The organism is Staphylococcus sp. GDB20D11A (assembly GCF_016893255.1).
GTDB lineage: Bacteria > Bacillota > Bacilli > Staphylococcales > Staphylococcaceae > Staphylococcus > Staphylococcus aureus.
Window position 1 is genome coordinate 99,091 of the sequence record NZ_JAFEPJ010000007.1, and the last position, 25,187, is coordinate 124,277.

Annotated in this window: 28 protein-coding genes and 1 pseudogene; 22 read left to right on the top strand and 7 right to left on the bottom strand. The window is 32.4% G+C overall.

Features of this window, described 5'->3' with window-relative positions; genetic code table 11:
• Window position 1 precedes the first annotated feature (1 nt).
• The 7 genes from gatA to dinB all read left to right on the top strand — a co-directional run bounded on the left by gatA (window position 2) and on the right by dinB (window position 8,126).
• The gene (gene gatA / locus JV528_RS05615; RefSeq protein ID WP_000027928.1) at window positions 2-1,459 is read left to right on the top strand and encodes an Asp-tRNA(Asn)/Glu-tRNA(Gln) amidotransferase subunit GatA; all 1,458 of its coding nucleotides are present in this window, start codon (window positions 2-4) and stop codon (window positions 1,457-1,459) included.
• A 12-nt stretch (window positions 1,460-1,471) separates the two neighbouring features.
• Window positions 1,472-2,899 (top strand): Asp-tRNA(Asn)/Glu-tRNA(Gln) amidotransferase subunit GatB, encoded by a 1,428-nt coding sequence (gene gatB / locus JV528_RS05620; RefSeq protein ID WP_000545370.1) that lies wholly within the window; start codon window positions 1,472-1,474, stop codon window positions 2,897-2,899.
• A 38-nt stretch (window positions 2,900-2,937) separates the two neighbouring features.
• Window positions 2,938-3,084: a hypothetical protein gene (locus JV528_RS05625; protein ID WP_000225074.1), complete on the top strand. Its 147-nt coding sequence runs from the start codon at window positions 2,938-2,940 to the stop codon at window positions 3,082-3,084.
• 636 nt (window positions 3,085-3,720) lie between these two features.
• On the top strand, window positions 3,721-4,668 hold the full coding sequence (locus JV528_RS05630) for a diacylglycerol kinase (protein ID WP_001231458.1): 948 nt from the start codon (window positions 3,721-3,723) through the stop codon (window positions 4,666-4,668).
• A gap of 80 nt (window positions 4,669-4,748) precedes the next feature.
• Window positions 4,749-6,110, top strand: coding sequence for a 23S rRNA (uracil(1939)-C(5))-methyltransferase RlmD (gene rlmD, locus JV528_RS05635; RefSeq protein WP_001147870.1), 1,362 nt, complete (start codon window positions 4,749-4,751; stop codon window positions 6,108-6,110).
• Window positions 6,111-6,279: 169 nt separating this feature from the next.
• On the top strand, window positions 6,280-6,810 hold the full coding sequence (locus tag JV528_RS05640; RefSeq protein WP_000548781.1) for a DUF3267 domain-containing protein: 531 nt from the start codon (window positions 6,280-6,282) through the stop codon (window positions 6,808-6,810).
• Window positions 6,811-7,055: 245 nt separating this feature from the next.
• Window positions 7,056-8,126 (top strand): DNA polymerase IV, encoded by a 1,071-nt coding sequence (gene dinB / locus JV528_RS05645; protein ID WP_000140176.1) that lies wholly within the window; start codon window positions 7,056-7,058, stop codon window positions 8,124-8,126.
• Window positions 8,127-8,192: 66 nt separating this feature from the next.
• Here the strand turns inward: dinB and JV528_RS05650 are convergent, their stop codons facing one another.
• Window positions 8,193-8,747: a 3'-5' exonuclease gene (locus JV528_RS05650; protein WP_000613738.1), complete on the bottom strand. Its 555-nt coding sequence runs from the start codon at window positions 8,745-8,747 to the stop codon at window positions 8,193-8,195.
• Between the two features lie 216 nt (window positions 8,748-8,963).
• Between JV528_RS05650 and JV528_RS05655 the strand changes: the two genes are divergently transcribed.
• Entirely contained in the window at window positions 8,964-9,056 is a 93-nt protein-coding gene (locus tag JV528_RS05655) for a hypothetical protein (protein WP_001790679.1), read from the top strand.
• A gap of 81 nt (window positions 9,057-9,137) precedes the next feature.
• Here the strand turns inward: JV528_RS05655 and ftnA are convergent, their stop codons facing one another.
• Window positions 9,138-9,638, bottom strand: coding sequence for an H-type ferritin FtnA (gene ftnA, locus JV528_RS05660; protein ID WP_000949467.1), 501 nt, complete (start codon window positions 9,636-9,638; stop codon window positions 9,138-9,140).
• Between the two features lie 291 nt (window positions 9,639-9,929).
• Between ftnA and murT the strand changes: the two genes are divergently transcribed.
• From murT to JV528_RS05680, 4 genes and pseudogenes are all read left to right on the top strand, one after another.
• Window positions 9,930-11,243: a lipid II isoglutaminyl synthase subunit MurT gene (gene murT, locus JV528_RS05665; RefSeq protein ID WP_001250341.1), complete on the top strand. Its 1,314-nt coding sequence runs from the start codon at window positions 9,930-9,932 to the stop codon at window positions 11,241-11,243.
• A 1-nt stretch (window position 11,244) separates the two neighbouring features.
• Window positions 11,245-11,976 carry a lipid II isoglutaminyl synthase subunit GatD gene (gene gatD, locus JV528_RS05670; RefSeq protein WP_000544973.1) on the top strand — a complete coding sequence of 244 codons (732 nt, stop codon included), beginning with the start codon at window positions 11,245-11,247 and terminating at the stop codon, window positions 11,974-11,976.
• 85 nt (window positions 11,977-12,061) lie between these two features.
• Window positions 12,062-12,174: pseudogene (locus tag JV528_RS05675) on the top strand (hypothetical protein).
• A 28-nt stretch (window positions 12,175-12,202) separates the two neighbouring features.
• Window positions 12,203-12,616 carry a hypothetical protein gene (locus tag JV528_RS05680; RefSeq protein ID WP_014532664.1) on the top strand — a complete coding sequence of 138 codons (414 nt, stop codon included), beginning with the start codon at window positions 12,203-12,205 and terminating at the stop codon, window positions 12,614-12,616.
• A 188-nt stretch (window positions 12,617-12,804) separates the two neighbouring features.
• On the opposite strand, the gene JV528_RS05685 is transcribed toward JV528_RS05680, so the two are convergent.
• Window positions 12,805-13,791, bottom strand: a complete 987-nt coding sequence (locus tag JV528_RS05685) for an FUSC family protein (RefSeq protein ID WP_000999713.1) — start codon at window positions 13,789-13,791, stop codon at window positions 12,805-12,807.
• Between the two features lie 526 nt (window positions 13,792-14,317).
• Between JV528_RS05685 and map the strand changes: the two genes are divergently transcribed.
• From map to vraR, 5 genes are all read left to right on the top strand, one after another.
• Entirely contained in the window at window positions 14,318-15,076 is a 759-nt protein-coding gene (map, locus tag JV528_RS05690; protein ID WP_000636142.1) for a type I methionyl aminopeptidase, read from the top strand.
• Between the two features lie 216 nt (window positions 15,077-15,292).
• On the top strand, window positions 15,293-15,679 hold the full coding sequence (locus tag JV528_RS05695) for a hypothetical protein (protein WP_001110180.1): 387 nt from the start codon (window positions 15,293-15,295) through the stop codon (window positions 15,677-15,679).
• A gap of 14 nt (window positions 15,680-15,693) precedes the next feature.
• Complete coding sequence (gene vraT / locus JV528_RS05700; RefSeq protein ID WP_000149064.1) at window positions 15,694-16,395, top strand: cell wall-active antibiotics response protein VraT; 702 nt, start codon at window positions 15,694-15,696, stop codon at window positions 16,393-16,395.
• Window positions 16,392-17,435, top strand: coding sequence for a sensor histidine kinase VraS (vraS, locus tag JV528_RS05705; protein ID WP_001017131.1), 1,044 nt, complete (start codon window positions 16,392-16,394; stop codon window positions 17,433-17,435). Before vraT ends, vraS begins: the two co-directional genes overlap by 4 nt.
• Window positions 17,425-18,054 (top strand): response regulator transcription factor VraR, encoded by a 630-nt coding sequence (vraR, locus tag JV528_RS05710; protein ID WP_000153530.1) that lies wholly within the window; start codon window positions 17,425-17,427, stop codon window positions 18,052-18,054. Before vraS ends, vraR begins: the two co-directional genes overlap by 11 nt.
• Window positions 18,055-18,166: 112 nt before the next feature.
• Here the strand turns inward: vraR and JV528_RS05715 are convergent, their stop codons facing one another.
• The 3 genes from JV528_RS05715 to JV528_RS05725 all read right to left on the bottom strand — a co-directional run bounded on the left by JV528_RS05715 (window position 18,167) and on the right by JV528_RS05725 (window position 20,408).
• A complete protein-coding gene (locus JV528_RS05715; RefSeq protein WP_000037094.1) occupies window positions 18,167-19,384 on the bottom strand; it encodes a YihY/virulence factor BrkB family protein in 1,218 nt (405 codons plus the stop codon).
• 277 nt (window positions 19,385-19,661) lie between these two features.
• Entirely contained in the window at window positions 19,662-19,937 is a 276-nt protein-coding gene (locus JV528_RS05720; protein WP_000428172.1) for a YtxH domain-containing protein, read from the bottom strand.
• A gap of 6 nt (window positions 19,938-19,943) precedes the next feature.
• Window positions 19,944-20,408, bottom strand: a complete 465-nt coding sequence (locus tag JV528_RS05725) for a low molecular weight protein-tyrosine-phosphatase (protein WP_000228666.1) — start codon at window positions 20,406-20,408, stop codon at window positions 19,944-19,946.
• Between the two features lie 146 nt (window positions 20,409-20,554).
• Here JV528_RS05725 and JV528_RS05730 point away from each other — a divergent pair, with 146 nt between their 5' ends.
• The 3 genes from JV528_RS05730 to JV528_RS05740 all read left to right on the top strand — a co-directional run bounded on the left by JV528_RS05730 (window position 20,555) and on the right by JV528_RS05740 (window position 22,634).
• On the top strand, window positions 20,555-20,755 hold the full coding sequence (locus JV528_RS05730; RefSeq protein ID WP_000180462.1) for a DUF1128 family protein: 201 nt from the start codon (window positions 20,555-20,557) through the stop codon (window positions 20,753-20,755).
• A gap of 2 nt (window positions 20,756-20,757) precedes the next feature.
• The gene (locus JV528_RS05735; protein WP_001793428.1) at window positions 20,758-22,014 is read left to right on the top strand and encodes an aminopeptidase; all 1,257 of its coding nucleotides are present in this window, start codon (window positions 20,758-20,760) and stop codon (window positions 22,012-22,014) included.
• Window positions 22,015-22,103: 89 nt separating this feature from the next.
• Window positions 22,104-22,634 (top strand): acyl-CoA thioesterase, encoded by a 531-nt coding sequence (locus tag JV528_RS05740; protein ID WP_000184386.1) that lies wholly within the window; start codon window positions 22,104-22,106, stop codon window positions 22,632-22,634.
• 259 nt (window positions 22,635-22,893) lie between these two features.
• Here JV528_RS05740 and yfkAB read toward each other — a convergent pair whose 3' ends face one another.
• Window positions 22,894-24,045, bottom strand: coding sequence for a radical SAM/CxCxxxxC motif protein YfkAB (yfkAB, locus tag JV528_RS05745; RefSeq protein ID WP_069994073.1), 1,152 nt, complete (start codon window positions 24,043-24,045; stop codon window positions 22,894-22,896).
• 223 nt (window positions 24,046-24,268) lie between these two features.
• On the opposite strand from yfkAB, the gene JV528_RS05750 reads away from it, so the two are divergent.
• Together JV528_RS05750 and JV528_RS05755 are read left to right on the top strand one after the other, a co-directional pair.
• Window positions 24,269-24,430, top strand: a complete 162-nt coding sequence (locus JV528_RS05750; RefSeq protein ID WP_001005407.1) for an SE1561 family protein — start codon at window positions 24,269-24,271, stop codon at window positions 24,428-24,430.
• Window positions 24,431-24,559: 129 nt separating this feature from the next.
• Window positions 24,560-25,075, top strand: a complete 516-nt coding sequence (locus JV528_RS05755) for a type 1 glutamine amidotransferase domain-containing protein (protein ID WP_000163283.1) — start codon at window positions 24,560-24,562, stop codon at window positions 25,073-25,075.
• Window positions 25,076-25,187: the final 112 nt, after the last annotated feature.

A 25,187-nucleotide genomic window follows, 5' to 3' on the forward strand; every position in this document is an offset into this window, starting at 1 on the left:
GATGAGCATTCGCTACGAATCGGTTGAGAATTTATTAACTTTAATAAAAGACAAAAAAATCAAACCATCTGATGTTGTTAAAGATATATATGATGCAATTGAAGAGACTGATCCAACAATTAAGTCTTTTCTAGCGCTGGATAAAGAAAATGCAATTAAAAAAGCGCAAGAATTGGATGAATTACAAGCAAAAGACCAAATGGATGGCAAATTATTTGGTATTCCAATGGGTATAAAAGATAACATTATTACAAACGGATTAGAAACAACATGTGCAAGTAAAATGTTAGAAGGATTTGTGCCAATTTACGAATCTACTGTAATGGAAAAACTACATAATGAGAATGCCGTTTTAATTGGTAAATTAAATATGGATGAGTTTGCAATGGGTGGTTCAACAGAAACATCTTATTTCAAAAAAACAGTTAACCCATTTGACCATAAAGCAGTACCAGGTGGTTCATCAGGTGGATCTGCAGCAGCAGTTGCAGCTGGCTTAGTACCATTTAGCTTAGGTTCAGACACAGGTGGTTCAATTAGACAACCGGCTGCATATTGTGGCGTTGTCGGTATGAAACCAACATACGGTCGTGTATCTCGATTTGGATTAGTTGCTTTTGCATCTTCATTAGACCAAATTGGTCCATTGACTCGAAATGTAAAAGATAATGCAATCGTATTAGAAGCTATTTCTGGTGCAGATGTTAATGACTCTACAAGTGCACCTGTTGATGATGTAGACTTTACATCTGAAATTGGTAAAGATATTAAAGGATTAAAAGTTGCATTACCTAAAGAATACTTAGGTGAAGGTGTAGCTGATGACGTAAAAGAAGCAGTTCAAAACGCTGTAGAAACTTTAAAATCTTTAGGTGCTGTCGTTGAGGAAGTATCATTGCCAAATACTAAATTTGGTATTCCATCATATTACGTGATTGCATCATCAGAAGCTTCGTCAAACCTTTCTCGTTTTGACGGAATTCGTTATGGTTATCATTCTAAAGAAGCTCATTCATTAGAAGAATTATATAAAATGTCAAGATCTGAAGGTTTCGGTAAAGAAGTAAAACGTCGTATTTTCTTAGGTACATTTGCATTAAGTTCAGGTTACTACGATGCTTACTATAAAAAATCTCAAAAAGTTAGAACATTGATTAAAAATGACTTTGATAAAGTATTCGAAAATTATGATGTAGTAGTTGGTCCAACAGCGCCTACAACTGCGTTTAATTTAGGTGAAGAAATTGATGATCCATTAACAATGTATGCCAATGATTTATTAACAACACCAGTAAACTTAGCTGGATTACCTGGTATTTCTGTTCCTTGTGGACAATCAAATGGCCGACCAATCGGTTTACAGTTCATTGGTAAACCATTCGATGAAAAAACGTTATATCGTGTCGCTTATCAATATGAAACACAATACAATTTACATGACGTTTATGAAAAATTATAAGGAGTGGAAATCATGCATTTTGAAACAGTTATAGGACTTGAAGTTCACGTAGAGTTAAAAACGGACTCAAAAATGTTTTCTCCATCACCAGCGCATTTTGGAGCAGAACCTAACTCAAATACAAATGTTATCGACTTAGCATATCCAGGTGTCTTACCAGTTGTTAATAAGCGTGCAGTAGACTGGGCAATGCGTGCTGCAATGGCACTAAATATGGAAATCGCAACAGAATCTAAGTTTGACCGTAAGAACTATTTCTATCCAGATAATCCAAAGGCATATCAAATTTCTCAATTTGATCAACCAATTGGTGAAAATGGATATATCGATATCGAAGTCGACGGTGAAACAAAACGAATTGGTATTACTCGTCTTCACATGGAAGAAGATGCTGGTAAGTCAACACATAAAGGTGAGTATTCATTAGTTGACTTGAACCGTCAAGGTACACCGCTAATTGAAATCGTATCTGAACCAGATATTCGTTCACCTAAAGAAGCATATGCATATTTAGAAAAATTACGTTCAATTATTCAATACACTGGTGTATCAGACGTTAAGATGGAAGAAGGATCTTTACGTTGTGATGCTAACATCTCTTTGCGTCCATATGGTCAAGAAAAATTTGGTACTAAAGCCGAATTGAAAAACTTAAACTCATTTAACTATGTACGTAAAGGTTTAGAATATGAAGAAAAACGCCAAGAAGAAGAATTGTTAAATGGTGGAGAAATCGGACAAGAAACACGTCGATTTGATGAATCTACAGGTAAAACAATTTTAATGCGTGTTAAAGAAGGTTCTGATGATTACCGTTACTTCCCAGAGCCTGACATTGTACCTTTATATATTGATGATGCTTGGAAAGAGCGTGTTCGTCAGACAATTCCTGAATTACCAGATGAGCGTAAAGCTAAGTATGTAAATGAATTAGGTTTACCTGCATACGATGCACACGTATTAACATTGACTAAAGAAATGTCAGATTTCTTTGAATCAACAATTGAACACGGTGCAGATGTTAAATTAACATCTAACTGGTTAATGGGTGGCGTAAACGAATATTTAAATAAAAATCAAGTAGAATTATTAGATACTAAATTAACACCAGAAAATTTAGCAGGTATGATTAAACTTATCGAAGACGGAACAATGAGCAGTAAAATTGCGAAGAAAGTCTTCCCAGAGTTAGCAGCTAAAGGTGGTAATGCTAAACAGATTATGGAAGATAATGGCTTAGTTCAAATTTCTGATGAAGCAACACTTCTAAAATTTGTAAATGAAGCATTAGACAATAATGAACAATCAGTTGAAGATTACAAAAATGGTAAAGGCAAAGCTATGGGCTTCTTAGTTGGTCAAATTATGAAAGCGTCTAAAGGTCAAGCTAATCCACAATTAGTAAATCAACTATTAAAACAAGAATTAGATAAAAGATAATTTTAATCCTCAGACTATGATGATATAACACTGAACCCTTGGTTGCTGACTTAGATGCAATCGAGGGTTTATTTATATCTATAGAAGTCATATTACATTTAACTTTATTCATTGTACATGTTATTGGTAAAAATATTAATTTTATTAATGCGTTAGCTTTAATTATATTAAGGCAAACTGTATAATAAAAAGGTATAAAACATTTTTGTATAAAGACAACATTATATTTACAACATCATTTTAAAGGTAAAATAGCATAATTGACGAAGTCTATATAATGAAGAACGGCAAAAATGCTGAATAAATAACAACCTTTGTACATATTGAGATAGTATTTGTTTGAGATACAAGTTGGTCTTTAACGATATTAAGAATGATGAAATAAGACTGAGCCTGGGTCATAAATTCAATGTCCTAGGCACTACAATGTTATATTGGCAGTAGTTGACTGAAAGAAAATACGCTTGTAACAAGCTTTTTTCAATTCTAGTGGGGCCCCAACAAAGAGAATTTCGAAAGGAAATTCTACAGACAATGCAAGTTGGGGTGGGCCCCAACATAGAGAAGTTGGATTCCCAATTTCAGCAAACAATGCAAGTTGGCGGGGCCCCAACATAGAAGCTGACTTTCTGTCAGCTTACAATAATGTGTAAGTTGGGGTGGGGCCCTCAACAAAGAGAATTTCAAAAGGAAATTCTACAGACAATGCAAGTTGGGGTAGAACGAAATAATTTTTGTTAAATATTATTTCTGTCCCACTCCCTATTAGACGAAACCAAGATGAAGTTAAAATATATGAATTTTAAGTAGAGGGATAAGATATGAGGAAACGTGCTAGAATCATTTATAACCCGACATCAGGTAAAGAGCAATTTAAAAGAGAATTACCTGATGCCTTAATAAAATTAGAAAAAGCGGGATATGAAACGAGTGCATATGCAACCGAGAAAATCGGTGATGCCACACTTGAAGCAGAAAGAGCTATGCATGAAAATTATGATGTATTAATCGCTGCAGGTGGTGACGGAACATTAAATGAAGTAGTTAATGGTATCGCAGAAAAGCCTAATCGTCCTAAGCTAGGTGTCATTCCTATGGGTACTGTTAATGACTTTGGACGTGCATTGCATATACCTAATGACATCATGGGGGCACTTGATGTCATCATTGAAGGTCATTCTACTAAAGTAGATATTGGTAAAATGAATAATCGATACTTTATTAATTTAGCTGCAGGCGGACAATTGACGCAGGTCTCTTATGAAACACCGAGTAAATTGAAATCTATTGTTGGTCCATTTGCTTATTACATCAAAGGTTTCGAAATGTTACCTCAAATGAAAGCTGTAGATTTAAGAATTGAATATGATGGTAATGTTTTCCAAGGAGAAGCATTATTATTCTTTTTAGGTTTAACAAATTCAATGGCAGGATTTGAAAAATTAGTGCCGGACGCTAAGTTAGATGACGGCTATTTTACGTTAATTATAGTTGAAAAATCAAACCTTGCAGAACTTGGTCATATTATGACTTTAGCTTCAAGAGGAGAACATACTAAGCATCCTAAAGTTATTTATGAAAAAGCAAAGGCAATTAATATTTCATCATTCACAGACTTACAACTAAATGTAGATGGAGAATATGGTGGTAAATTACCAGCGAATTTCTTGAATCTAGAACGTCATATAGATGTCTTTGCACCTAATGATATTGTAAATGAAGAGTTAATAAATAATGATCATGTTGATGACAATTTAATCGAAGAATAAACAGAAGTAGTGAAATATATAATGGCAGGTTAGGAAGCGCATAATTTTGTTCCTAACCTGTTCCTTTTGGAGGTAAAATTTTGCAAGCAATAGCTAAAAATGACATTAAAACGGGAACAGTTGTTGATTTAACGCATGAAGGCCATGGTGTCGTAAAAATAGATCGCTTTCCTATTTTCATACCACAAGCTTTAATTAATGAACAAATTGAATATAAAATTATCAAAGTAAAAAAGAACTTTGCGATAGGTAAGTTGCTTAATATAAATACGAGAAGTGAGAATCGTGTTGCACCGCCATGTATATATTATGAACGTTGTGGTGGGTGCCAACTTCAACACTTATCATACGAAGCACAACTTGAAATGAAAAAGGAACAAGTGATTAATTTGTTTCAGCGAAAAGCGCATTTTGATAATTCTAAGATTAACGATACAGTTGGCATGACAGATCCTTGGAGATATCGAAACAAGTCCCAGATTCCAGTTGGTAAGAATGAACAGAATGAAGTTATTATGGGCTTTTATCGTCAAAGAAGCCATGACATTATTGACATGGAAAGTTGTTTAATACAAGATTCACAACATCAAGAAGTGATGAATGAAGTTAAATCTATTTTAAAAGATTTAAATGTAAGTATTTATCAAGAACAATTGAAAAAAGGTTTAATGAGACATTTGGTTGTAAGAACAGGATATCATACAGACGAAATGATGATTATTTTTGTAACTAATGGTAAAAAGTGGTCACAAAAAAATGCTGTTGTTGAGAAGATATTAGATGCATTTCCTAATGTGACAAGCATTAAACAAAACATTAATGATAGCCACTCTAATGTTATTATGGGACGTCAGTCTATAACGCTATATGGTAAAGATACAATTATTGATCAATTAACAGATAGTACATTTAAAATAAGTGATCAGTCATTCTACCAAATTAATTCTGAACAAACAGAGAAATTATATAATAAAGCAATTGAGTATGCGCAATTGACAGGTAATGAAGTTGTATTAGATACCTATTGTGGTATTGGAACAATAGGGCTATATATGGCACCACATGCAAAACATGTATACGGTGTTGAAGTAGTACCTTCTGCAATTGAAGACGCACAACAAAATGCGACTATAAACCAATGCAATAATACAACTTTTGTCTGTGGGAAAGCTGAAGAAGTTATTTTACAATGGAAGGCACAAGGGATTAAACCAGATGTTGTAATGGTTGATCCGCCAAGAAAGGGCTGTGACGAAACGTTTATTCAGACTTTGCTTACATTAGAACCTAAGCGTATTGTCTATATTTCATGTAATCCCGCAACACAGCAACGTGATGCATTATTATTAGCTGAAAAATATCAACTTGAAGAGGTAACACCGGTAGATATGTTTCCACAAACAACACATGTTGAGACAGTTGCATTATTCAATTTGAAATAGCGCACATGATTTGAGATAAAATTTCGCCTTATTAAGTGAAGAAAGAAGTCGTATATTAAAATTTTATTACAGCCAATTTACTTTCTTGATATGAACTTTTTAAATTAAATGTGACATTGTATACTATATTTAAAGAAGAATAAGAATGTCATGATCAGGAGGGTTGGCAATGCATAAAATTGATTTAACGACAAATAATTTTCAAATGCGAAGGTTTATTATCTTGCAACTTGTTATTGCGTTATTCGTGATTTTATTTACGTATAAGTGGGCGTTAGGTGTCACAGCGGTTGTCGATCAAAATATCATCATCAATCTTGTATATGGGTTTGCTGGATTCATTATTTTATTGATTTTACATGAACTTATCCATAGAGCATTATTTCTTTTATTTAAAAAAGATAGCAAACCTATGTTTAATATAAAAAAAGACAGAATCTTATTCCAAACAGCAGATGCTTGCTTCAACAAATGGCAATTCTCAATTATTATGCTGTCACCACTAATCCTATTAAGTACTGGCTTGCTTATTTTAATTAAGGTATTTGGTTATTCATCACTTATTTTTATGTTTAGTATGCATACCGCTTATTGCTTTATAGATATTTTGCTTGTTGCATTAACAATATCTAGTAGTTTTAAATATGTTCAACAAGATGAAGATAGTATTTATTTGTATCATCAAAAGCCGACTCAATAATAAATTTAAATATGATGATACCAACAAAATGAATTTGCTTGAATTATTTCAGATTACCTATGTTTTCTTACTCAATCGTCTTCATCATCATGCTTAAATAGCAATTGATTTTATAACAACTTGTAGTTATCTCAATATAGTTATCGCTAAGTGCAAGATTTATGTAAAAAAATCGTACACAGCGTATAATTATGTTGAGATATTTTTGTGCGTTATAAAAGTAAAAATTAGAGGGAGGTGAGCACTTGACTGAGAGACGAATTATTCATATAGATATGGACTATTTTTTTGCACAAGTCGAAATGAGAGATAACCCCAAATTGAAAGGGAAACCAGTCATTGTTGGTGGTAAAGCAAGTAGTAGGGGTGTTGTCTCTACGGCATCTTATGAAGCACGAAAATACGGCGTCCATTCAGCAATGCCTATGTCACAAGCGCATAAATTATGTCCAAATGGATACTTTGTCACAAGTAATTTTGGTGCTTACCGAGAAACATCTGCGCAGATTATGTCTATTTTCCGAAGTTATACAGACAAAGTAGAACCGATGTCATTGGATGAAGCGTATTTAGATATTACAGAATTAGTGAGACCAGACCTTCCTGCTTCGAAAATTGCTCAGTATATTAGAAAAGATATTCTAGAGCAGACACATTTAACAGCATCTGCAGGTGTTTCTTATAACAAATTTTTAGCTAAATTAGCGAGTGGTATGAATAAACCTGATGGTATGACTGTGATTGATTATCAAAATGTCCATGATATTTTGATGACATTGGATATTGGAGATTTTCCAGGCGTAGGTAAAGCTTCCAAAAAAGTAATGCATGATAATGGTATTTTTAACGGTAGAGATTTATATGAGAAAACGGAATTTGAATTAATACGTTTGTTTGGAAAAAGAGGTCGGGGTTTATATAACAAGGCACGCGGTATTGACCATAGTGAAGTGAAATCATCAAGAGTAAGAAAATCAGTAGGGACAGAACGCACATTTGCAACAGACGTGAATGATGATGAAGAGATTTTAAGAAAAGTATGGGAGTTGTCAGGTAAAACAGCTGAACGTCTAAATAAATTACAGAAGTCAGCTAAAACTGTAACGGTTAAAATTAAAACTTATCAATTTGAAACGTTATCTAAACAGATGAGTTTAAGAGATTCGGTTAGTTCTGAAGAAGATATTTATAATATTGCATATTTACTTTATAACGATTTAAAAGACCCTGACGTACCAATTCGACTTATTGGTGTCACTGTAGGTAATTTAGAACAATCGACTTATAAAAATATGACGATATATGACTTTATATAAAATAAAGCTCCCTGCAAAGTTTACATTTTTACAATGCTTACTTTGAAGGGAGTATTTTATTTAGTCCTAGCCTTTATCTTTTAGATTTTTACCATAAATATTAGTTACATATGTTAAATTTTCATAATTTTTCAGTAGCCTAAAAGTAATCATTGCGCATGCTTTGGCATCATTCAATGCATCATGATGACCATGAAAATCTAATTGATAAAACTCCATCATATGTTTTAAACCGTATCGATACGAATCAACGGTTCTTTTAGCAAGTTGATAACTACAAAAGTAAGTTAAATTTGGAGTTGGTAAACCAATATTTTGAATGCTTTGATGTAAGACGTTCATATCAAATGCCGCGTTATGTGCGACAACAGGTAAATCTGCAATAAATTGCATCATATATGGAAATACGTAGTCAAACGTAGGTGCATTTTCAACATCTTCTGGTTGTATGCCATGAACTTTAATATTTTGTTGTGAAAAATAGTCTTGAGGATTCACAAGAGTATGAAATGTTTCTGTTATTTGACTATCAATGACTTTAACCATTCCGACAGAACAAATACTTGTACGTTTACCATTTGCTGTTTCAAAATCAAGTGCAACAAACGCATCTTGTATCATGTAGTCAATCCTTTCAATTAATTAAATGTATATATTAATAGACTTTTTAGTCATTTGCTTACAAACGATACATAATATTATACGTGAAGGTATAACGTGAAATCTATCATTTGGATGTAACTCTGATTAAAAAGTAAATGATGATATGCTTTAAAATCGGTCAAATTAATTCAACATTAAATTTAGAGTTATTAACATTAGTAGTTTAAAAAATAAATGACTAAAAATACAATAATTAGCCTTGAAAATGAAAAAACGCAGATCAATGATTCAGAAAATGAATCTAGTGATCTCCGTAAAGCAAAATAATATAGACATTGGGTTATTGTATGTGACCCAAATGTCTATCATGTCGTATGATATTTATCTGTCTATTGTAGTGATGTTTAATTATTCTTCGTCGAATGTACGAGCGCCAAGTTCTTTTTCGTAAAGATATAATGCATTGCTGTCATCGCCGATACGAGTTAAATAATTGATGTGAGTTTCAAACATTGATTCTTCTTCGACTTGTTCATCTAAGAACCAGTTTAAGAATGAGATAGTTGCATAATCTTTATCTTGACGAGCGATTTCAGATAAGTTATAGAAACGTCTTGTTACTTCTTGTTCTTGAGATAAGCTGTCTTTGAAAGTTTCTAGTATGCTTGAAAAGTCAATTTTTGGTGCTGAAACTGCTCTGAATTCTGCATGTGCACCTCTGTCGTTAATATAGTTATAAATCTTTTGTCCATGGAAACGTTCTTCTTTAGCTTGTTGAATGAAGAAGTTTGCAAATCCTTCGTACGATTCTTTATCACAGTATGCTGCCATTGCCATATATGCATGTGCTGCAAAGTACTCATGGTTCATTTGATCATTTAATGCTTCTAATAAATTTTTACTTAACATTTTGATACACCTCTTATTTGTAAATTAAAATTACTATGAATTAAACTTAGTATAACAAACTCATTCTCAATTGTAAATAATAATAATTATAATTTAATGCCTGGTTTCAGCGTTCTAATTGAGAAAATGTATCATTTAGCGAGATTTAATTGAGAATAAATATCATTTTTAATTATCTAAATGAGAATGATTATAATTTAGAAACACTGTATCAATTTGTGATTGAGAAACTTTTTTGAAGTTGCCTTGTCATGTTATAATGATGCGAGTGGAAATTTGAGGAGGAAACACATGAGACAGTGGACGGCAATCCATCTAGCGAAATTGGCGCGTAAAGCAAGTAGAGCAGTAGGTAAAAGAGGAACAGATTTACCTGGACAAATCGCTAGAAAAGTGGATACAGATATATTAAGAAAATTAGCAGAGCAAGTTGATGATATTGTATTTATCAGTGGAACAAATGGTAAAACAACGACTTCAAACTTAATTGGACATACTTTACAAGCAAATAATATTCAAATTATACACAATAATGAAGGTGCTAATATGGCTGCAGGTATAACTTCTGCATTCATCATGCAATCAACACCTAAGACTAAAATTGCGGTAATCGAAATTGATGAAGGTTCGATTCCACGTGTGTTAAAAGAAGTTACACCTTCAATGATGGTATTTACTAATTTCTTTAGAGATCAAATGGATCGCTTCGGTGAAATTGATATTATGGTTAACAACATTGCAGAGACAATTAGTAATAAAGGCATCAAATTATTGCTAAATGCTGATGATCCATTTGTGAGTCGTTTGAAAATCGCAAGTGATACGATTGTGTACTATGGTATGAAAGCACATGCACATGAATTTGAGCAAAGTACGATGAATGAAAGTAGATATTGTCCAAACTGTGGTCGCTTATTGCAATACGATTATATTCATTATAATCAAATTGGTCATTATCACTGTCAGTGTGGTTTCAAACGAGAGCAAGCAAAATATGAAATATCAAGTTTTGATGTGGCACCGTTTTTACATTTAAATATCAATGATGAAAAATATGATATGAAAATTGCAGGTGACTTTAACGCTTATAACGCGTTAGCAGCATATACAGTTTTAAGAGAGCTAGGGTTAAATGAACAAGCAATTAAAAATGGCTTTGAAACGTATACATCAGACAATGGTCGTATGCAGTACTTTAAAAAAGAACGAAAAGAAGCGATGATTAATTTAGCTAAAAACCCTGCAGGAATGAATGCAAGTTTATCAGTTGGTGAACAATTAGAGGGCGAAAAAGTGTATGTTATTTCGCTAAATGATAACGCTGCAGATGGTCGAGATACTTCATGGATTTATGATGCAGATTTTGAAAAATTATCTAAGCAACAAATTGAAGCTATCATCGTGACAGGTACACGAGCAGAAGAACTTCAATTGCGATTGAAGTTAGCAGAGGTTGAAGTACCAATTATAGTTGAGCGTGATATTTATAAAGCAACGGCAAAGACTATGGATTATAAAGGTTTTACAGTTGCAATACCAAACTATACATCATTAGCGCCTATGCTTGAACAATTAAACCGTTCGTTTGAAGGAGGCCAATCATAATATGCATGAATTGACTATTTATCATTTTATGTCAGATAAATTGAATTTATACAGTGATATAGGAAATATTATTGCTTTAAGACAACGTGCAAAAAAACGAAATATTAAAGTTAATGTCGTAGAAATCAATGAAACAGAAGGTATTACCTTTGATGAATGTGATATTTTCTTTATCGGTGGTGGAAGTGATAGAGAACAAGCATTAGCAACAAAAGAATTAAGTAAAATTAAGACACCACTTAAAGAAGCGATTGAAGATGGTATGCCGGGATTAACGATTTGTGGAGGCTATCAATTTTTAGGAAAAAAATATATCACGCCTGATGGTACAGAATTAGAAGGGTTAGGTATTTTAGACTTTTATACTGAATCAAAGACAAACCGATTAACAGGAGATATTGTTATCGAAAGTGATACTTTTGGAACTATTGTAGGTTTTGAAAATCACGGTGGTAGAACATATCATAATTTCGGTACACTTGGTCATGTTACTTTTGGTTATGGTAATAATGATGAAGATAAAAAAGAAGGCATTCATTATAAAAATTTATTAGGTACTTATTTACACGGACCAATTTTACCTAAAAATTACGAAATCACTGATTATCTGTTAGAAAAAGCTTGTGAACGTAAGGGTATTCCGTTTGAGCCTAAAGAAATAGATAATGAAGCGGAAAAGCAAGCGAAACAAGTATTAATAGACAGAGCAAATAGACAGAAGAAATCTCGTTAACTCTGAACATCGCATCAATGGATTTAAAATTGATAAACGATGAAGTTTAGTAATTAATTATATATGTATAAACACACACATTATTTTGGATGGAAACAACCAAAATAATGTGTGTGTGTTTTTGTTCTAGTGAATAATTATTATACAATGAGTATCTATCCTAGAATTATCAATAGTAATGGTGATTATGCAACATGAAAAAATGAATGATGAAAGGAATTTGACGATGAAGCCTACTAAAGTGATTTTAAGAGATGCATCTTATGTACATAGTAAAACATCGATAACATTTATTTTAAAAGATGTAGTTATCGAAGAAGATAATAAAATTTTTTATTTCGACACTAGTGCAACTTTCGAAGATCAAGAAATTAAATTTGAATTTGCACTTTTTGATAGTGACATGGACAATTTAAAACATATGGAATACGATAATCCAGTTACCGAAATATATTTTATAGAACCTGATTTACATTTTATGATTATTGATTTTAATCAAGAACTGCTTTGTATTTATATTGATTTTGATTCTGGTTTAAGGCATTCAAACATGGCAACAGAATCTGGTATTTCATTAAGGATAAATGTTACTAAATCAGATTTTACTAAATTTATTAATGAATTAGCCTCGTTACATTAATGATTTAAATCTGATACATAATTACAATCAAAAAAGACAGCCACATCCCTCCGTAGTTTAGGTGTGTGGCTATATTTGAGTCTGAATATTTATGCTTGTAATTTTTAAAAGGGACATGCTATATACGATAAAGTTACTGATAAAGTAAGAATATATCTAATGGTGCCAATTAGCATAAGGTGCTTAAATTAAGCATATCTGCTGTCTAGCAGTCGATAAATCATTAGAACTTCGTATAGTATATGACTTTTAATTTGATTTTCACCACTAATTTCAAGTGCTTTTATTGTCGAACGTAAAGTTTCTACAGAATCATCTTCTCTCTTAAATGAACCATCATAAAATATATCTTTGATGCTACTACTAATTTTTAGTAATGCCATTTTTTCGTCACCTGAAAAGTTAACACGAGTATTTTTAGGCAAGTAAATGATATTTGATAAATGAGTGATAAATAAACGATTCGTATATGCACGTTTAGTTAATTGGTTGAGTAATTTCCAATCACATTCTTTTTTCTTATGATAGCTTAATTCGTCACGTTGATAACTTATTAACGTTTCAACTTGATTGTTTAAATTGAAAATATTTTTATATGCTTTTTCGCTTTTATCAGATTGCAGTCTTGATAAAATAAGTTCTTGGCAGCGATTGTAAAATAATTTATACATCAAGGCATCTGTCTTACTTAATTTTTCTTCAACTTGACCATAATACTTAGGTGGGAACACCATGAAGTTAATTAAACCTGATGTCACGAGTCCAATAATCGCCGTCAATGTTCGAGACAAAAAGTTGAATATGTAGGCATCATGAATACCCGGAATCATAGCTAATGATGTTAGTACAGCAACATTCGTACCAACTTGCAATTTGAGTTTTGTACAGAATAAAATCGTGAACGTCGCACTCAATGCATATGTAAAAGGTGATTGATCGCCGAATAAATATGTAAATAATACTGCAAAGCCTGCACCAATTACTGTAGCAGGTAATCTACGATAACCTTTAATAAGTGATGCCTTGGCAGTTGGTTCAATTGTGACTACAGCTGTTAAAATGGCATAGATGGGAGTTAAATCTAGTGCCATACAAAAGACAGCTGTTAAAAAAATGGCAATACCAGTTTTAATTGTTCTGGCACCAATTAAATGTTTATACCATTGATCGTTCATTTTTTAACCTCTAATCATCGTAAAATCTTAGCGAGCGCTTTATAATAATAGTATCGTACAGTGGAAAAGTTCATGTATGTAAAACATTTGAAATAATCATGCTTAGGCATTACTTTGATTTTCATATACATTAATCAAAGCTCTGGGCTCCACAATGTTATATTGTTAGTAGTTGACTGAAATAAAATGCACTTGTAACAAGCATTTTTCAATTCTAGTCCGGGGCGCCAACACAGAAGCTGACGAAAAGTCAGCTTACGATAATGTGCAAGTTGGGGTGTGGGCCCCAACATAGAGAAATTGGAACACCAATTTCTGCAGACAATGCAAGTTGGCGGGGCCCCAACATAGAGAATTTGGAACACCAATTTCTACAGACAATGCAAGTTGGGGACGATAAAGAAATATTTTTTCTTTATCACACAATGTCCCACTCATTTTCCAAAATACTAAAGTAACATCTTTAGTATATCAAAGAATTTTTGCTATAATAAGTTATAATTATATAAAAAAGGAACGGGATAAAATGATTGTAAAAACAGAAGAAGAATTACAAGCGTTAAAAGAAATTGGATACATATGCGCTAAAGTGCGCAATACAATGCAAGCTGCAACCAAACCAGGTATCACTACGAAAGAGCTTGATAATATTGCGAAAGAGTTATTTGAAGAATACGGTGCTATTTCTGCGCCAATTCATGATGAAAATTTTCCTGGTCAAACGTGTATTAGTGTGAATGAAGAGGTGGCACATGGGATTCCAAGTAAGCGTGTCATTCGTGAAGGAGATTTAGTAAATATTGATGTATCGGCATTGAAGAATGGCTATTATGCAGATACAGGCATTTCATTTGTCGTTGGAGAATCAGACGATCCAATGAAACAAAAAGTATGTGACGTAGCAACGATGGCATTTGAGAATGCAATTGCAAAAGTAAAACCGGGTACTAAGTTAAGTAACATTGGTAAAGCGGTGCATAATACAGCTAGACAAAATGATTTGAAAGTCATTAAAAACTTAACAGGTCATGGTGTTGGTTTATCATTACATGAAGCGCCAGCACATGTACTTAATTACTTTGATCCAAAAGATAAAACATTATTAACTGAAGGTATGGTATTAGCTATTGAACCGTTTATCTCATCAAATGCATCATTTGTTACAGAAGGTAAAAATGAATGGGCTTTTGAAACGAGCGATAAAAGTTTTGTCGCTCAAATTGAGCATACGGTTATCGTGACTAAGGATGGTCCGATTTTAACGACAAAGATTGAAGAAGAATAGTTCAACATATACTAAGACTAAAGTATGAACATCATTTAGTTCCGGAGCCTATTCATATTGGTTTCGGAACTGTTTTATAATAATTAAGAACACAATCAATGCGTCATTTCAAAAATATGTTGTAATAAAGTAGTTTTTAAGCAAACATATCATCGACATCAACGAAGATACATAGCGCATTTGGTATTTTAAAACTTATTATAAAAGGTGATAGTTATGAACTATGTTGAACGTTATATTGAACAGTTTTTGAGAGCAACAGTAAGAAATAATATCAAGCACTACCTTTTAATGTTAGATGAAAAAATGAAAAATTTAGATGACTATATGCGTTATTTAATTACTAAAAAAGAACAACTTAGCAAGTTAATTGACAGTCTAATGCTAACATTAGAAAATAAATATATTGATATTGCTGAAGCATTTCAAATTCAATGTGCAAGAGAAATCAATAATCAAGAAATTGAAAATATTAAATCAGAGTTGAATAAAGTTGAAGCATATTATGCACAAATTGAAACTCAAATTCAACAAACTTCAACTGAAAAAATAGAAACAGAAAAAACATCGTATCTAATAAATTATATGAACGCTGTGGCATAGAAAGGCGGCGAAACATGACACACAAATATATATCAACGCAAATGTTGATCATTTTTACTGCATTAATGATTATTGCCAATTTTTACTACATATTTTTTGAAAAAATTGGCTTTTTACTCGTTCTATTATTGGGATGTGTATTAGTTTATGTAGGATATCTTTATTTTCATAAAATACGTGGCCTTTTGGCGTTTTGGATAGGCGCGCTATTAATTGCATTCACATTATTGTCTAATAAGTATACAATCATCATCTTGTTCGTCTTTTTATTACTACTTATTGTGCGTTATTTAATACACAAGTTTAAACCAAAAAAAGTAGTTGCGACGGATGAGGTTATGACTTCACCATCTTTTATTAAACAAAAGTGGTTTGGTGAGCAACGTACACCAGTTTATGTATATAAGTGGGAAGATGTGCAAATTCAACATGGAATTGGCGACCTACATATTGACTTAACAAAAGCTGCAAATATTAAGGAAAATAATACCATTGTTGTTAGACACATTTTAGGTAAAGTGCAGGTTATATTGCCGGTTAATTACAATATTAATTTACATGTAGCTGCTTTTTATGGAAGCACTTACGTGAATGAAAAATCATATAAAGTTGAAAATAACAATATTCATATTGAAGAAATGATGAAACCGGATAACTACACAGTTAATATCTACGTATCAACGTTTATCGGAGACGTAGAGGTGATTTATCGATGAACCACTACATTAGAACAATTGGTTCAATGCTCATCTTAGTATATAGCATGCTAGCTGCATTTCTGTTCATCGATAAAGTTTTTGTAAATATCATCTATTTTCAAGGTATGTTTTATACACAAATATTCGGAATACCAGTCTTTTTATTTTTAAATCTCATCATCATTTTATTGTGTATTATTGTTGGTTCGGTACTCGCTTACAAAATCAATCAGCAAAATGATTGGATTAAGACGCAAATTGAGCGTTCAATGGAAGGCGAAACAGTTGGCATTAATGATCAAAATATAGAAATATATAGTGAAACGTTAGATTTATACCATACACTCGTACCTTTAAATCAAGAATTGCATAAGTTGCGACTTAAAACTCAAAACTTAACCAATGAAAATTATAATATTAATGATGTGAAAGTTAAAAAGATTATTGAAGATGAACGTCAAAGACTAGCACGAGAACTTCACGATTCTGTTAGTCAGCAACTTTTTGCGGCAAGTATGATGCTATCTGCTATCAAAGAAACGAAGTTAGAACCACCATTAGACCAACAAATTCCGATTTTAGAGAAAATGGTTCAAGATTCGCAGTTAGAAATGCGTGCTTTGCTGTTACATTTAAGACCGCTTGGTTTAAAAGACAAATCTTTAGGTGAGGGTATTAAAGATTTAGTTATTGATTTACAAAAAAAAGTGCCAATGAAAGTTGTGCATGAAATACAAGATTTTAAAGTGCCTAAAGGTATTGAAGATCATTTGTTCAGAATTACACAGGAAGCAATTTCGAATACATTGCGTCATTCAAACGGTACAAAAGTGACAGTAGAATTGTTTAATAAAGACGATTATTTATTGTTGAGAATTCAAGACAATGGTAAAGGTTTTAATGTTGATGAAAAATTAGAACAAAGTTATGGACTTAAAAATATGCGTGAAAGAGCTTTGGAAATTGGTGCAACGTTCCATATTGTATCATTGCCAGATTCAGGTACACGTATCGAGGTGAAAGCACCTTTAAATAAGGAGGATTCGTATGACGATTAAAGTATTGTTTGTGGATGATCATGAAATGGTACGTATAGGAATTTCAAGTTATCTATCAACGCAAAGTGATATTGAAGTAGTTGGTGAAGGCGCTTCTGGTAAAGAAGCAATTGCCAAAGCCCATGAGTTGAAGCCAGATTTAATTTTAATGGATTTACTTATGGATGACATGGATGGTGTAGAAGCGACGACTCAGATTAAAAAAGATTTACCGCAAATTAAAGTATTAATGTTAACTAGTTTTATTGAAGATAAAGAGGTATATCGTGCATTAGATGCAGGTGTCGATAGTTACATTTTAAAAACAACAAGTGCAAAAGATATCGCCGATGCAGTTCGTAAAACTTCTAGAGGAGAATCTGTTTTTGAACCGGAAGTTTTAGTGAAAATGCGTAACCGTATGAAAAAGCGCGCAGAGTTATATGAAATGCTTACAGAACGAGAAATGGAAATATTATTATTGATTGCGAAAGGTTACTCAAATCAAGAAATTGCTAGTGCATCGCATATTACTATTAAAACGGTTAAGACACATGTGAGTAACATTTTAAGTAAGTTAGAAGTGCAAGATAGAACACAAGCTGTAATCTATGCATTCCAACATAATTTAATTCAATAGTTCATATCGAATTAAGAAAAGTTACTGACGCCAATCACAATATAACATCAAATAGACACCAAAAAACAGAGGTCTTCGCAATCATTAGCGAAAACCTCTGTTTTATTGTTGTTTAGTCTTTTTTAAGCTTATCAACGATTTTGTCTTTTATATTTTTATCATCTTCTGGATAGGTATCACTAGGATGTTCATCAACATGATACGTACGTTGATGTGTTGCATTAGTATCTTCATCATATTCATACCTAGTGTTCTCATTATAATGATTTTTATTATTGTCATCATGTTCTAATGCTGCTTCTTCAGGTGTTTTACCTTTAATTACACTACGCTGATGAATGATTGCATTGATTTCAGCACCGACAATTATAATAAAACTTGTGATATATAACCATAGTAACAAAATGATGATACCCGCGATACTGCCATATGTTTTAGAATAGTTACCAAAATTTGAAATATACCAACCAAAACCAAATGAACCAGCTAACCAAATAATTGAAGTAAATACTGCTCCTGGTAATACTGACTTAAGCTTCGTTTTAACGTTAGGTGCAACCGAATATAACACGATAAATACGATAAATATAATAATGATTGGTAACACAATTCTAATAAGATTAAAAATCCATTTCACTTGTTCGTCAAATCCAAGTGGACCGAATAGGAAATGACTAATTACAGAACCAAGCGTTGGTAATGCTAGAGCAACTACAAACACAACGCCCATAACTACAGTGAAGACAACACTTAGTAGTTTTAATACGATTCCATTACGGCTATCTTCTACATCGTAAGCAACATTGAAAGAATTCATAATTGCAGTCATTCCATTTGAAGCTGACCAAATTGCTAAAATCAAACCGATAGATAATAAGCCACCACTGGAGTTTTGAGTTATATCACCAATTACACTCTTAATTAGAGTAGATGTTTCAGCGGGTGCATTACTTAACATATTAGTAATTTGACTCTGCTTAATATTGAAAAATGGTAATAATGTTAATAGGAAAAGCAACATAGGGAACATAGCAAGTACGAAATGGTAAGTCATTTGCGCTGCTAGTCCTGAGGCATCATCTTTTCCTATGCGATAGATGAGATATGATAAGAAATTAGAGTCTTTCTTATATTTTGCAGGTTTATTTAATCTTGATAAGAAGAAAACCTGATCCTCTTTTTTAGGTTTCTTAGATTGGAATTGTTGAGGTTCAATATATGTACGATCAACATCAATTTTGGGATTACTTTTATTTTTCTTTTTTGACTCCTCTTGCGTTTCCTTAACAGAATTAAGGTATTTTGAAGAAGAGTGATCCTTTTTCGACATGTGCACTCCTTAACCTTTCTCTATGTAATGTTTTATAAAGTAACTATTAGTATTTATCCAATTATAAAAAAACTAAACAATGATATGCTTTAAAAATGATAATATTATAGAAATTAATTGATTTAAATCTTTCATAGGCTATTTTGATTTAAAATTAAAACAAAGGCAATACTGAAACAATGCAGTTTGGCCAATCATTGTATTATCATTTAATAATGATAACTATGAAAGGCGTACACCAAATTGTTAAGTATTGCCTTATAAAAACAAAATCATCTTAGCGTTGATTTTTTCTATTAACAAATGTTTCTTTCGCATCCTTTAATGAACGTTCTAATTCAGGATTATTACGACGAATTTCTTCAACAACATCTTTCCAGTATAAAACTTCGTCTTTAATCTTGCTGACTTTAGAAGGCTTACGAGTGCGGTTACCATTTTTTGCATCTTTAACTGATTGAACTAAAGCTTGACGTGTAGATTTATCAGCTAAACTAATTGCGCCACCAATTACGGCACCAATTAAAATACCAGGAACAAATTTATTTTCCATAAAAAACTACCCCTCTTTCAAATTTGCATCTTTTACGATGTAGTCTATTAAATTATCACAAGATGATAATACCATGTCGTATACACCTTCAAAATTATTCGTGTAGTATGGATCTGGTACATCACTCTCTTCCATATTACTAAATTCTAACAGTTTGAACAATTGTCCCTTAAGATTAGGATTGATAGATTTAATATTATCAACGTTACTTTGATCCATAGCCACAATGTAATCAAAATCATCTGTCGCTTCGAATAATTCACTAATCATGCCATCAAATGGAATATTGTGTTTGTTGAGAATTTTTTGTGTACCTTCATGAGGCGGCTCTCCTAAATTCCAGCTACCAGTACCTCTTGAATGTACTTTTATATCATGAATATTTCTGTCTTTAAGTCTTTGTCGCATGATTGCTTCTGCCATTGGAGAACGACATATATTGCCAAGACAGACAAATGCTACATCTACCATTTTGATACCTCCAAACTATGTAGTTATATCCCCATTTTATAGCGACTTTAAACAATAAGAAAGCAGATTATATAAAATTCTATTAAAGTTTATTAAATTGTGATACTTTGATAACATAACTATTATTAGAGGTGAACATTGTGTCTATGACAAATGAAGAGAAAGTATTAGCTATTAGAGAGAAGTTAAATATTGTTAATCAAGGATTATTAGATCCTGAAAAATATACAAATGCAAATGAAGAAGAATTAACAGATATATATGATTTTGTTCAATCAAGAGAAAGATTGTCGCCAAGTGAAGTGACAGCTATTGCTGACGCTTTAGGACAATTGCGACACGACTAGGAGTGGGAATTTTGACTAATTACAAAGAAAAGTTACAACAATACGCTGAACTTTTAGTTAAGGTTGGTATGAATGTTCAACCAAAACAGCCAGTATTTATTAGATCATCGGTAGAAACATTAGAATTAACGCATTTAATTGTAGAAGAAGCATATCATTGTGGCGCTTCAGATGTACGTGTTGTATATAGCGATCCAACCTTAAAACGCTTAAAATTTGAAAATGAATCTGTGGAACATTTTGCTAATCATGAGATAAAATCATATGATGTTGAAGCGAGAATGGATTACGTTAAACGTGGCGCTGCTAATTTAGCACTTATTAGTGAGGATCCTGATTTAATGGATGGTATCGATAGCCAAAAATTACAAGCATTTCAACAACAAAACGCACGCGCATTTAAAGGATATATGGAAAGTGTACAAAAAAATCAATTTCCATGGGTCGTAGCTGCTTTTCCATCTAAAGCTTGGGCGAAGAGAGTATATCCTGAACTATCTGTAGAAGAAGCATATATTAAGTTTATTGACGAGGTATTCGATATTGTGCGAATTGATGGTAACGATCCAGTTGAAAATTGGCGTCAACACATCGCTAATTTAAGTGTTTACGCACAAAAATTACAGCAAAAAAACTACCATGCGTTGCATTATGTATCTGAAGGTACTGATTTAACAGTAGGTTTAGCGAAAAATCATATCTGGGAAGATGCTACAAGTTATGTTAACGGCAAGGAACAAGCTTTTATTGCTAATATACCAACTGAAGAAGTATTTACAGCACCAGATCGAAATAGAGTAGATGGATATGTTACTAATAAATTGCCTTTAAGTTATAATGGCACAATTATCGATCAATTTAAATTGATGTTTAAAGATGGAGAAATTATTGATTTTTCAGCTGAAAAAGGTGAAGCGGTATTGAAAGATTTAATCAATACCGATGAAGGTTCAAGAAGATTAGGTGAAGTAGCGTTAGTACCTGATGATTCACCGATATCAAATCGTAATACCATTTTTTACAATACTTTATTTGATGAAAATGCAGCATGTCATTTAGCGATTGGATCTGCTTACGCCTTCAATATTCAAGGTGGAACGGAAATGACTGTTGAGGAAAAGATTGCAAGCGGATTAAATGATTCAAACGTACATGTCGACTTCATGATTGGTAGTAGTGATTTGACTATTTATGGCATATTCGAAGATGGTTCAAAAGAACTAGTATTTGAAAATGGAAATTGGGCATCAACATTTTAATAAATGTTATTTTGAGGTGCTGAGTAGGAAATGAAACATGTATTTAAAGGTCAAATACGTGATTAAAGTATAGATTGGGAGATAAAATAATGACAAATCAGGACAGACCAATGAAATCTATGTCAGAATCAAAATGTTATAAAAATAGACAAGTTTTCCCTCAAGATACGAATCACCATCATACAATGTTTGGTGGTACATTGATGGCTAATATTGATGAAATTGCAGCAATCACAGCTATGAAACATGCTGGTGCGCAAGTAGTTACTGCATCTACAGACTCAGTAGATTTCTTAAAGCCGATTAAAACAGGGGACATATTACAATACGTAGCGATGGTTTCATACGCTGGGACAAGTTCGATGGAAGTGGTCGTTCAAATTAGAATTGACGATGTATTTAATAACATGCATGATTTAGCTGCATTAAGTTACCTAACATTTGTTGCGTTAGATGATGAAGGCAAACCTAAACATGTACCTGGAGTATATCCAGAAGATGATGTTGAAAAATGGTTTTATGATACAGCACCACAACGTGTTGAACGAAGAAAAGCACGTCGCATTGAAAGTAAACAAACAATTGAATATTTAGCTCAAGTGCAACATATTAGAGACTAAAAATATAAAGACAGATTGTTAAGGATGAATTGAACTGTTATGTTCGAATATTCCACCTACAATCTGTCTTTTTGATTATGCACATTTATGTTTTTAATTAAAATTTAACCCTTTTATTATATACTATTAGTCCTATTAAATGACCTTTATTATTTAAGTAGAGTGCTGCCAGCGATTAATTGTTTTTAATTTTGTAATAGCATTAAAATATGCGGAGACTACTTATCAATAAAGTGCTTTTCCGCATAATTAAGCGTTTTTAAAATTGTATAATTTGTGGTTGTTTGTGCATATGACGCTCATTATCTTTAAAATCCATATTCGGATAGTACATATTTTTAACAAGAACATTTGGTCCTAAACAACTAAACTCGGAACAATGACAATTTAATGATTTAGCAAGATCAGAGGATAACCATTTATCAAATACATCTGTTAATTTATCTTTTTGTATATTCGAAATTGTACCTGTTTCATCTCCGAAATCAGTTACAATTACATTACCTGTAAATACATTGACATTTAAACGACTACGGCCATCCGGGTCATTTCTAGTCGTTACATTTTTAGCAGTTCTTAAACGTGATAGTAACTTTTGATCTTCATCATCTTTTAAGCATGGAAACACAGGCAAAGTACCAAATAACATCCAAATATCTTCATCTCTGAAATCCAATATATCATGAATTGTCTTTTTCATTTCCGCTAGAGTTAACACATTTAATTGACTTGCAAAGTCAGCTGGATACATAGGGTGAATCTCGTGTCTGCTACATTTCATATCATGAATGACTTCTTGATGTATTTTTCGTAAATGTGGTAGCGTACTTTGATTGAGCATTGTTTCCGCAGATACAAACATTCCTTGTTCTGATAATGTACGTGCATTCGAAATCATTTGTTCATATAATTTTAACTTAGCTTTTAACGGTGGTTGCTTCTTCATTGCGCCAAAGCCAACATTTGCGAATTCATCAGTTGTTCCCCAGTTATGTGAGATATGCATAACATCGATATATTCAGCAATATCTAAATAACGATCTTGAGGCAATGTTAGGTTTGAATTCATTTGTGTATATATACCTCGATTATGTGCATACTTTAATAGAGGTTTAACAACATTTCTAATAGACTTTTTAGAAAACATTGGTTCGCCACCTGTAATTGACATCGTTCGCAGATTTGGAATTTCATCAAGTCTACGATAAATTAAGTCCATATCTAAAGGCTCGGGGTCGACAGTTTGTAAAGTATAACCAACTGCACAGTGGCTACAACGCATATTACAAAGATTTGTAGTTGTAAATTCGATGTTACTTAAAGTTAATTGGCCATGTTCTTTAACATCGTTATATGCCTCCCATGGGTCATTGTGAATGCTAACAGGTTGCTTCAATTTGACGCTATTCATCGTCTTAAACTTCCTTCTTTCTATTTGGTTCATATCGGTATGATACCACTTGGTATTATCACTCGTAACAAATTATCTCTTAATTTTAGTTAATTGAAAAGGGGATTTTTAAAAGTCAAAATAATTTGAATGTCATAAATATAGCTAAGATTATATCGCTTTAACGCAATTTCTGTTAGGATAATAATGAAAAAGAAAACAAAATAAAAGGAGTTAACTTTTTATGAATGAACAGCAAACAATCGAACAGATAAAAGCGCGTTTAAATAAGTTTATTGAGGATATCGATCATGTAAATCCTGATGAAGTACGTGTTGAAGATATAGATGAATGGATTGGATTGTTAGATCAGCTTGAAGAAAAGGTTAAATTAGTGTCTAAGTAAATGCCACATAAGATGTGTTAGAGTTAGATATCGCGACAGTCGCTTAATATTTTTATATCTTGTATGTTTAATCATTGATTTACTTGTCTATAGTATTTGTATCAATGATATATAGAAAGGTGATTTTCAATGACTAAAAAAGTAGCAATTATTCTAGCAAACGAATTTGAAGATATAGAATATTCAAGTCCTAAAGAGGCATTAGAGAATGCTGGCTTTAATACTGTAGTGATTGGAGATACTGCAAATAGTGAAGTTGTTGGTAAACACGGTGAAAAAGTTACTGTCGATGTAGGTATTGCAGAAGCTAAACCAGAAGATTATGATGCATTATTAATTCCTGGAGGATTTTCACCAGATCATTTACGTGGAGATACAGAAGGTCGATATGGCACATTTGCTAAATACTTTACTAAAAATGATGTACCAACATTTGCCATTTGTCATGGGCCACAAATACTAATAGATACAGACGATTTAAAAGGTCGTACGTTAACAGCAGTATTAAATGTACGCAAAGATTTATCAAATGCAGGCGCACATGTAGTTGATGAGTCAGTAGTTGTAGACAACAATATTGTAACAAGTCGAGTACCAGACGATTTAGATGATTTTAATCGAGAAATCGTTAAGCAATTACAATAGAGTATTGCGGTTATCAATTGTTAAAATTTATATATTTTCGTTTGAAATGAAATGTGGATTTTAGTTTTAAAAAATGAATAACAAATAAAAGTGAACTGCACCCAGTCTAGTA

Excerpts from the sequence above, each read along its gene's own strand:
- JV528_RS05695 (WP_001110180.1), top strand. The coding sequence starts at position 15,293 with ATGAACTATGTTGAACGTTATATTGAACAGTTTTTGAGAGCAACAGTA.
- gatB (WP_000545370.1), top strand. The coding sequence starts at position 1,472 with ATGCATTTTGAAACAGTTATAGGACTTGAAGTTCACGTAGAGTTAAAA.
- JV528_RS05720 (WP_000428172.1), bottom strand. The coding sequence starts at position 19,937 with ATGGAAAATAAATTTGTTCCTGGTATTTTAATTGGTGCCGTAATTGGT.
- vraT (WP_000149064.1), top strand. The coding sequence starts at position 15,694 with ATGACACACAAATATATATCAACGCAAATGTTGATCATTTTTACTGCA.
- JV528_RS05685 (WP_000999713.1), bottom strand. The coding sequence starts at position 13,791 with ATGAACGATCAATGGTATAAACATTTAATTGGTGCCAGAACAATTAAA.
- vraS (WP_001017131.1), top strand. The coding sequence starts at position 16,392 with ATGAACCACTACATTAGAACAATTGGTTCAATGCTCATCTTAGTATAT.
- yfkAB (WP_069994073.1), bottom strand. The coding sequence starts at position 24,045 with ATGAATAGCGTCAAATTGAAGCAACCTGTTAGCATTCACAATGACCCA.
- ftnA (WP_000949467.1), bottom strand. The coding sequence starts at position 9,638 with ATGTTAAGTAAAAATTTATTAGAAGCATTAAATGATCAAATGAACCAT.
- JV528_RS05725 (WP_000228666.1), bottom strand. The coding sequence starts at position 20,408 with ATGGTAGATGTAGCATTTGTCTGTCTTGGCAATATATGTCGTTCTCCA.
- vraR (WP_000153530.1), top strand. The coding sequence starts at position 17,425 with ATGACGATTAAAGTATTGTTTGTGGATGATCATGAAATGGTACGTATA.
- JV528_RS05630 (WP_001231458.1), top strand. The coding sequence starts at position 3,721 with ATGAGGAAACGTGCTAGAATCATTTATAACCCGACATCAGGTAAAGAG.
- map (WP_000636142.1), top strand. The coding sequence starts at position 14,318 with ATGATTGTAAAAACAGAAGAAGAATTACAAGCGTTAAAAGAAATTGGA.
- JV528_RS05650 (WP_000613738.1), bottom strand. The coding sequence starts at position 8,747 with ATGATACAAGATGCGTTTGTTGCACTTGATTTTGAAACAGCAAATGGT.
- JV528_RS05680 (WP_014532664.1), top strand. The coding sequence starts at position 12,203 with ATGAAGCCTACTAAAGTGATTTTAAGAGATGCATCTTATGTACATAGT.
- JV528_RS05750 (WP_001005407.1), top strand. The coding sequence starts at position 24,269 with ATGAATGAACAGCAAACAATCGAACAGATAAAAGCGCGTTTAAATAAG.
- gatD (WP_000544973.1), top strand. The coding sequence starts at position 11,245 with ATGCATGAATTGACTATTTATCATTTTATGTCAGATAAATTGAATTTA.
- JV528_RS05715 (WP_000037094.1), bottom strand. The coding sequence starts at position 19,384 with ATGTCGAAAAAGGATCACTCTTCTTCAAAATACCTTAATTCTGTTAAG.
- JV528_RS05655 (WP_001790679.1), top strand. The coding sequence starts at position 8,964 with ATGACTAAAAATACAATAATTAGCCTTGAAAATGAAAAAACGCAGATC.
- JV528_RS05730 (WP_000180462.1), top strand. The coding sequence starts at position 20,555 with ATGACAAATGAAGAGAAAGTATTAGCTATTAGAGAGAAGTTAAATATT.
- murT (WP_001250341.1), top strand. The coding sequence starts at position 9,930 with ATGAGACAGTGGACGGCAATCCATCTAGCGAAATTGGCGCGTAAAGCA.
- gatA (WP_000027928.1), top strand. The coding sequence starts at position 2 with ATGAGCATTCGCTACGAATCGGTTGAGAATTTATTAACTTTAATAAAA.
- JV528_RS05755 (WP_000163283.1), top strand. The coding sequence starts at position 24,560 with ATGACTAAAAAAGTAGCAATTATTCTAGCAAACGAATTTGAAGATATA.
- JV528_RS05740 (WP_000184386.1), top strand. The coding sequence starts at position 22,104 with ATGACAAATCAGGACAGACCAATGAAATCTATGTCAGAATCAAAATGT.
- JV528_RS05640 (WP_000548781.1), top strand. The coding sequence starts at position 6,280 with ATGCATAAAATTGATTTAACGACAAATAATTTTCAAATGCGAAGGTTT.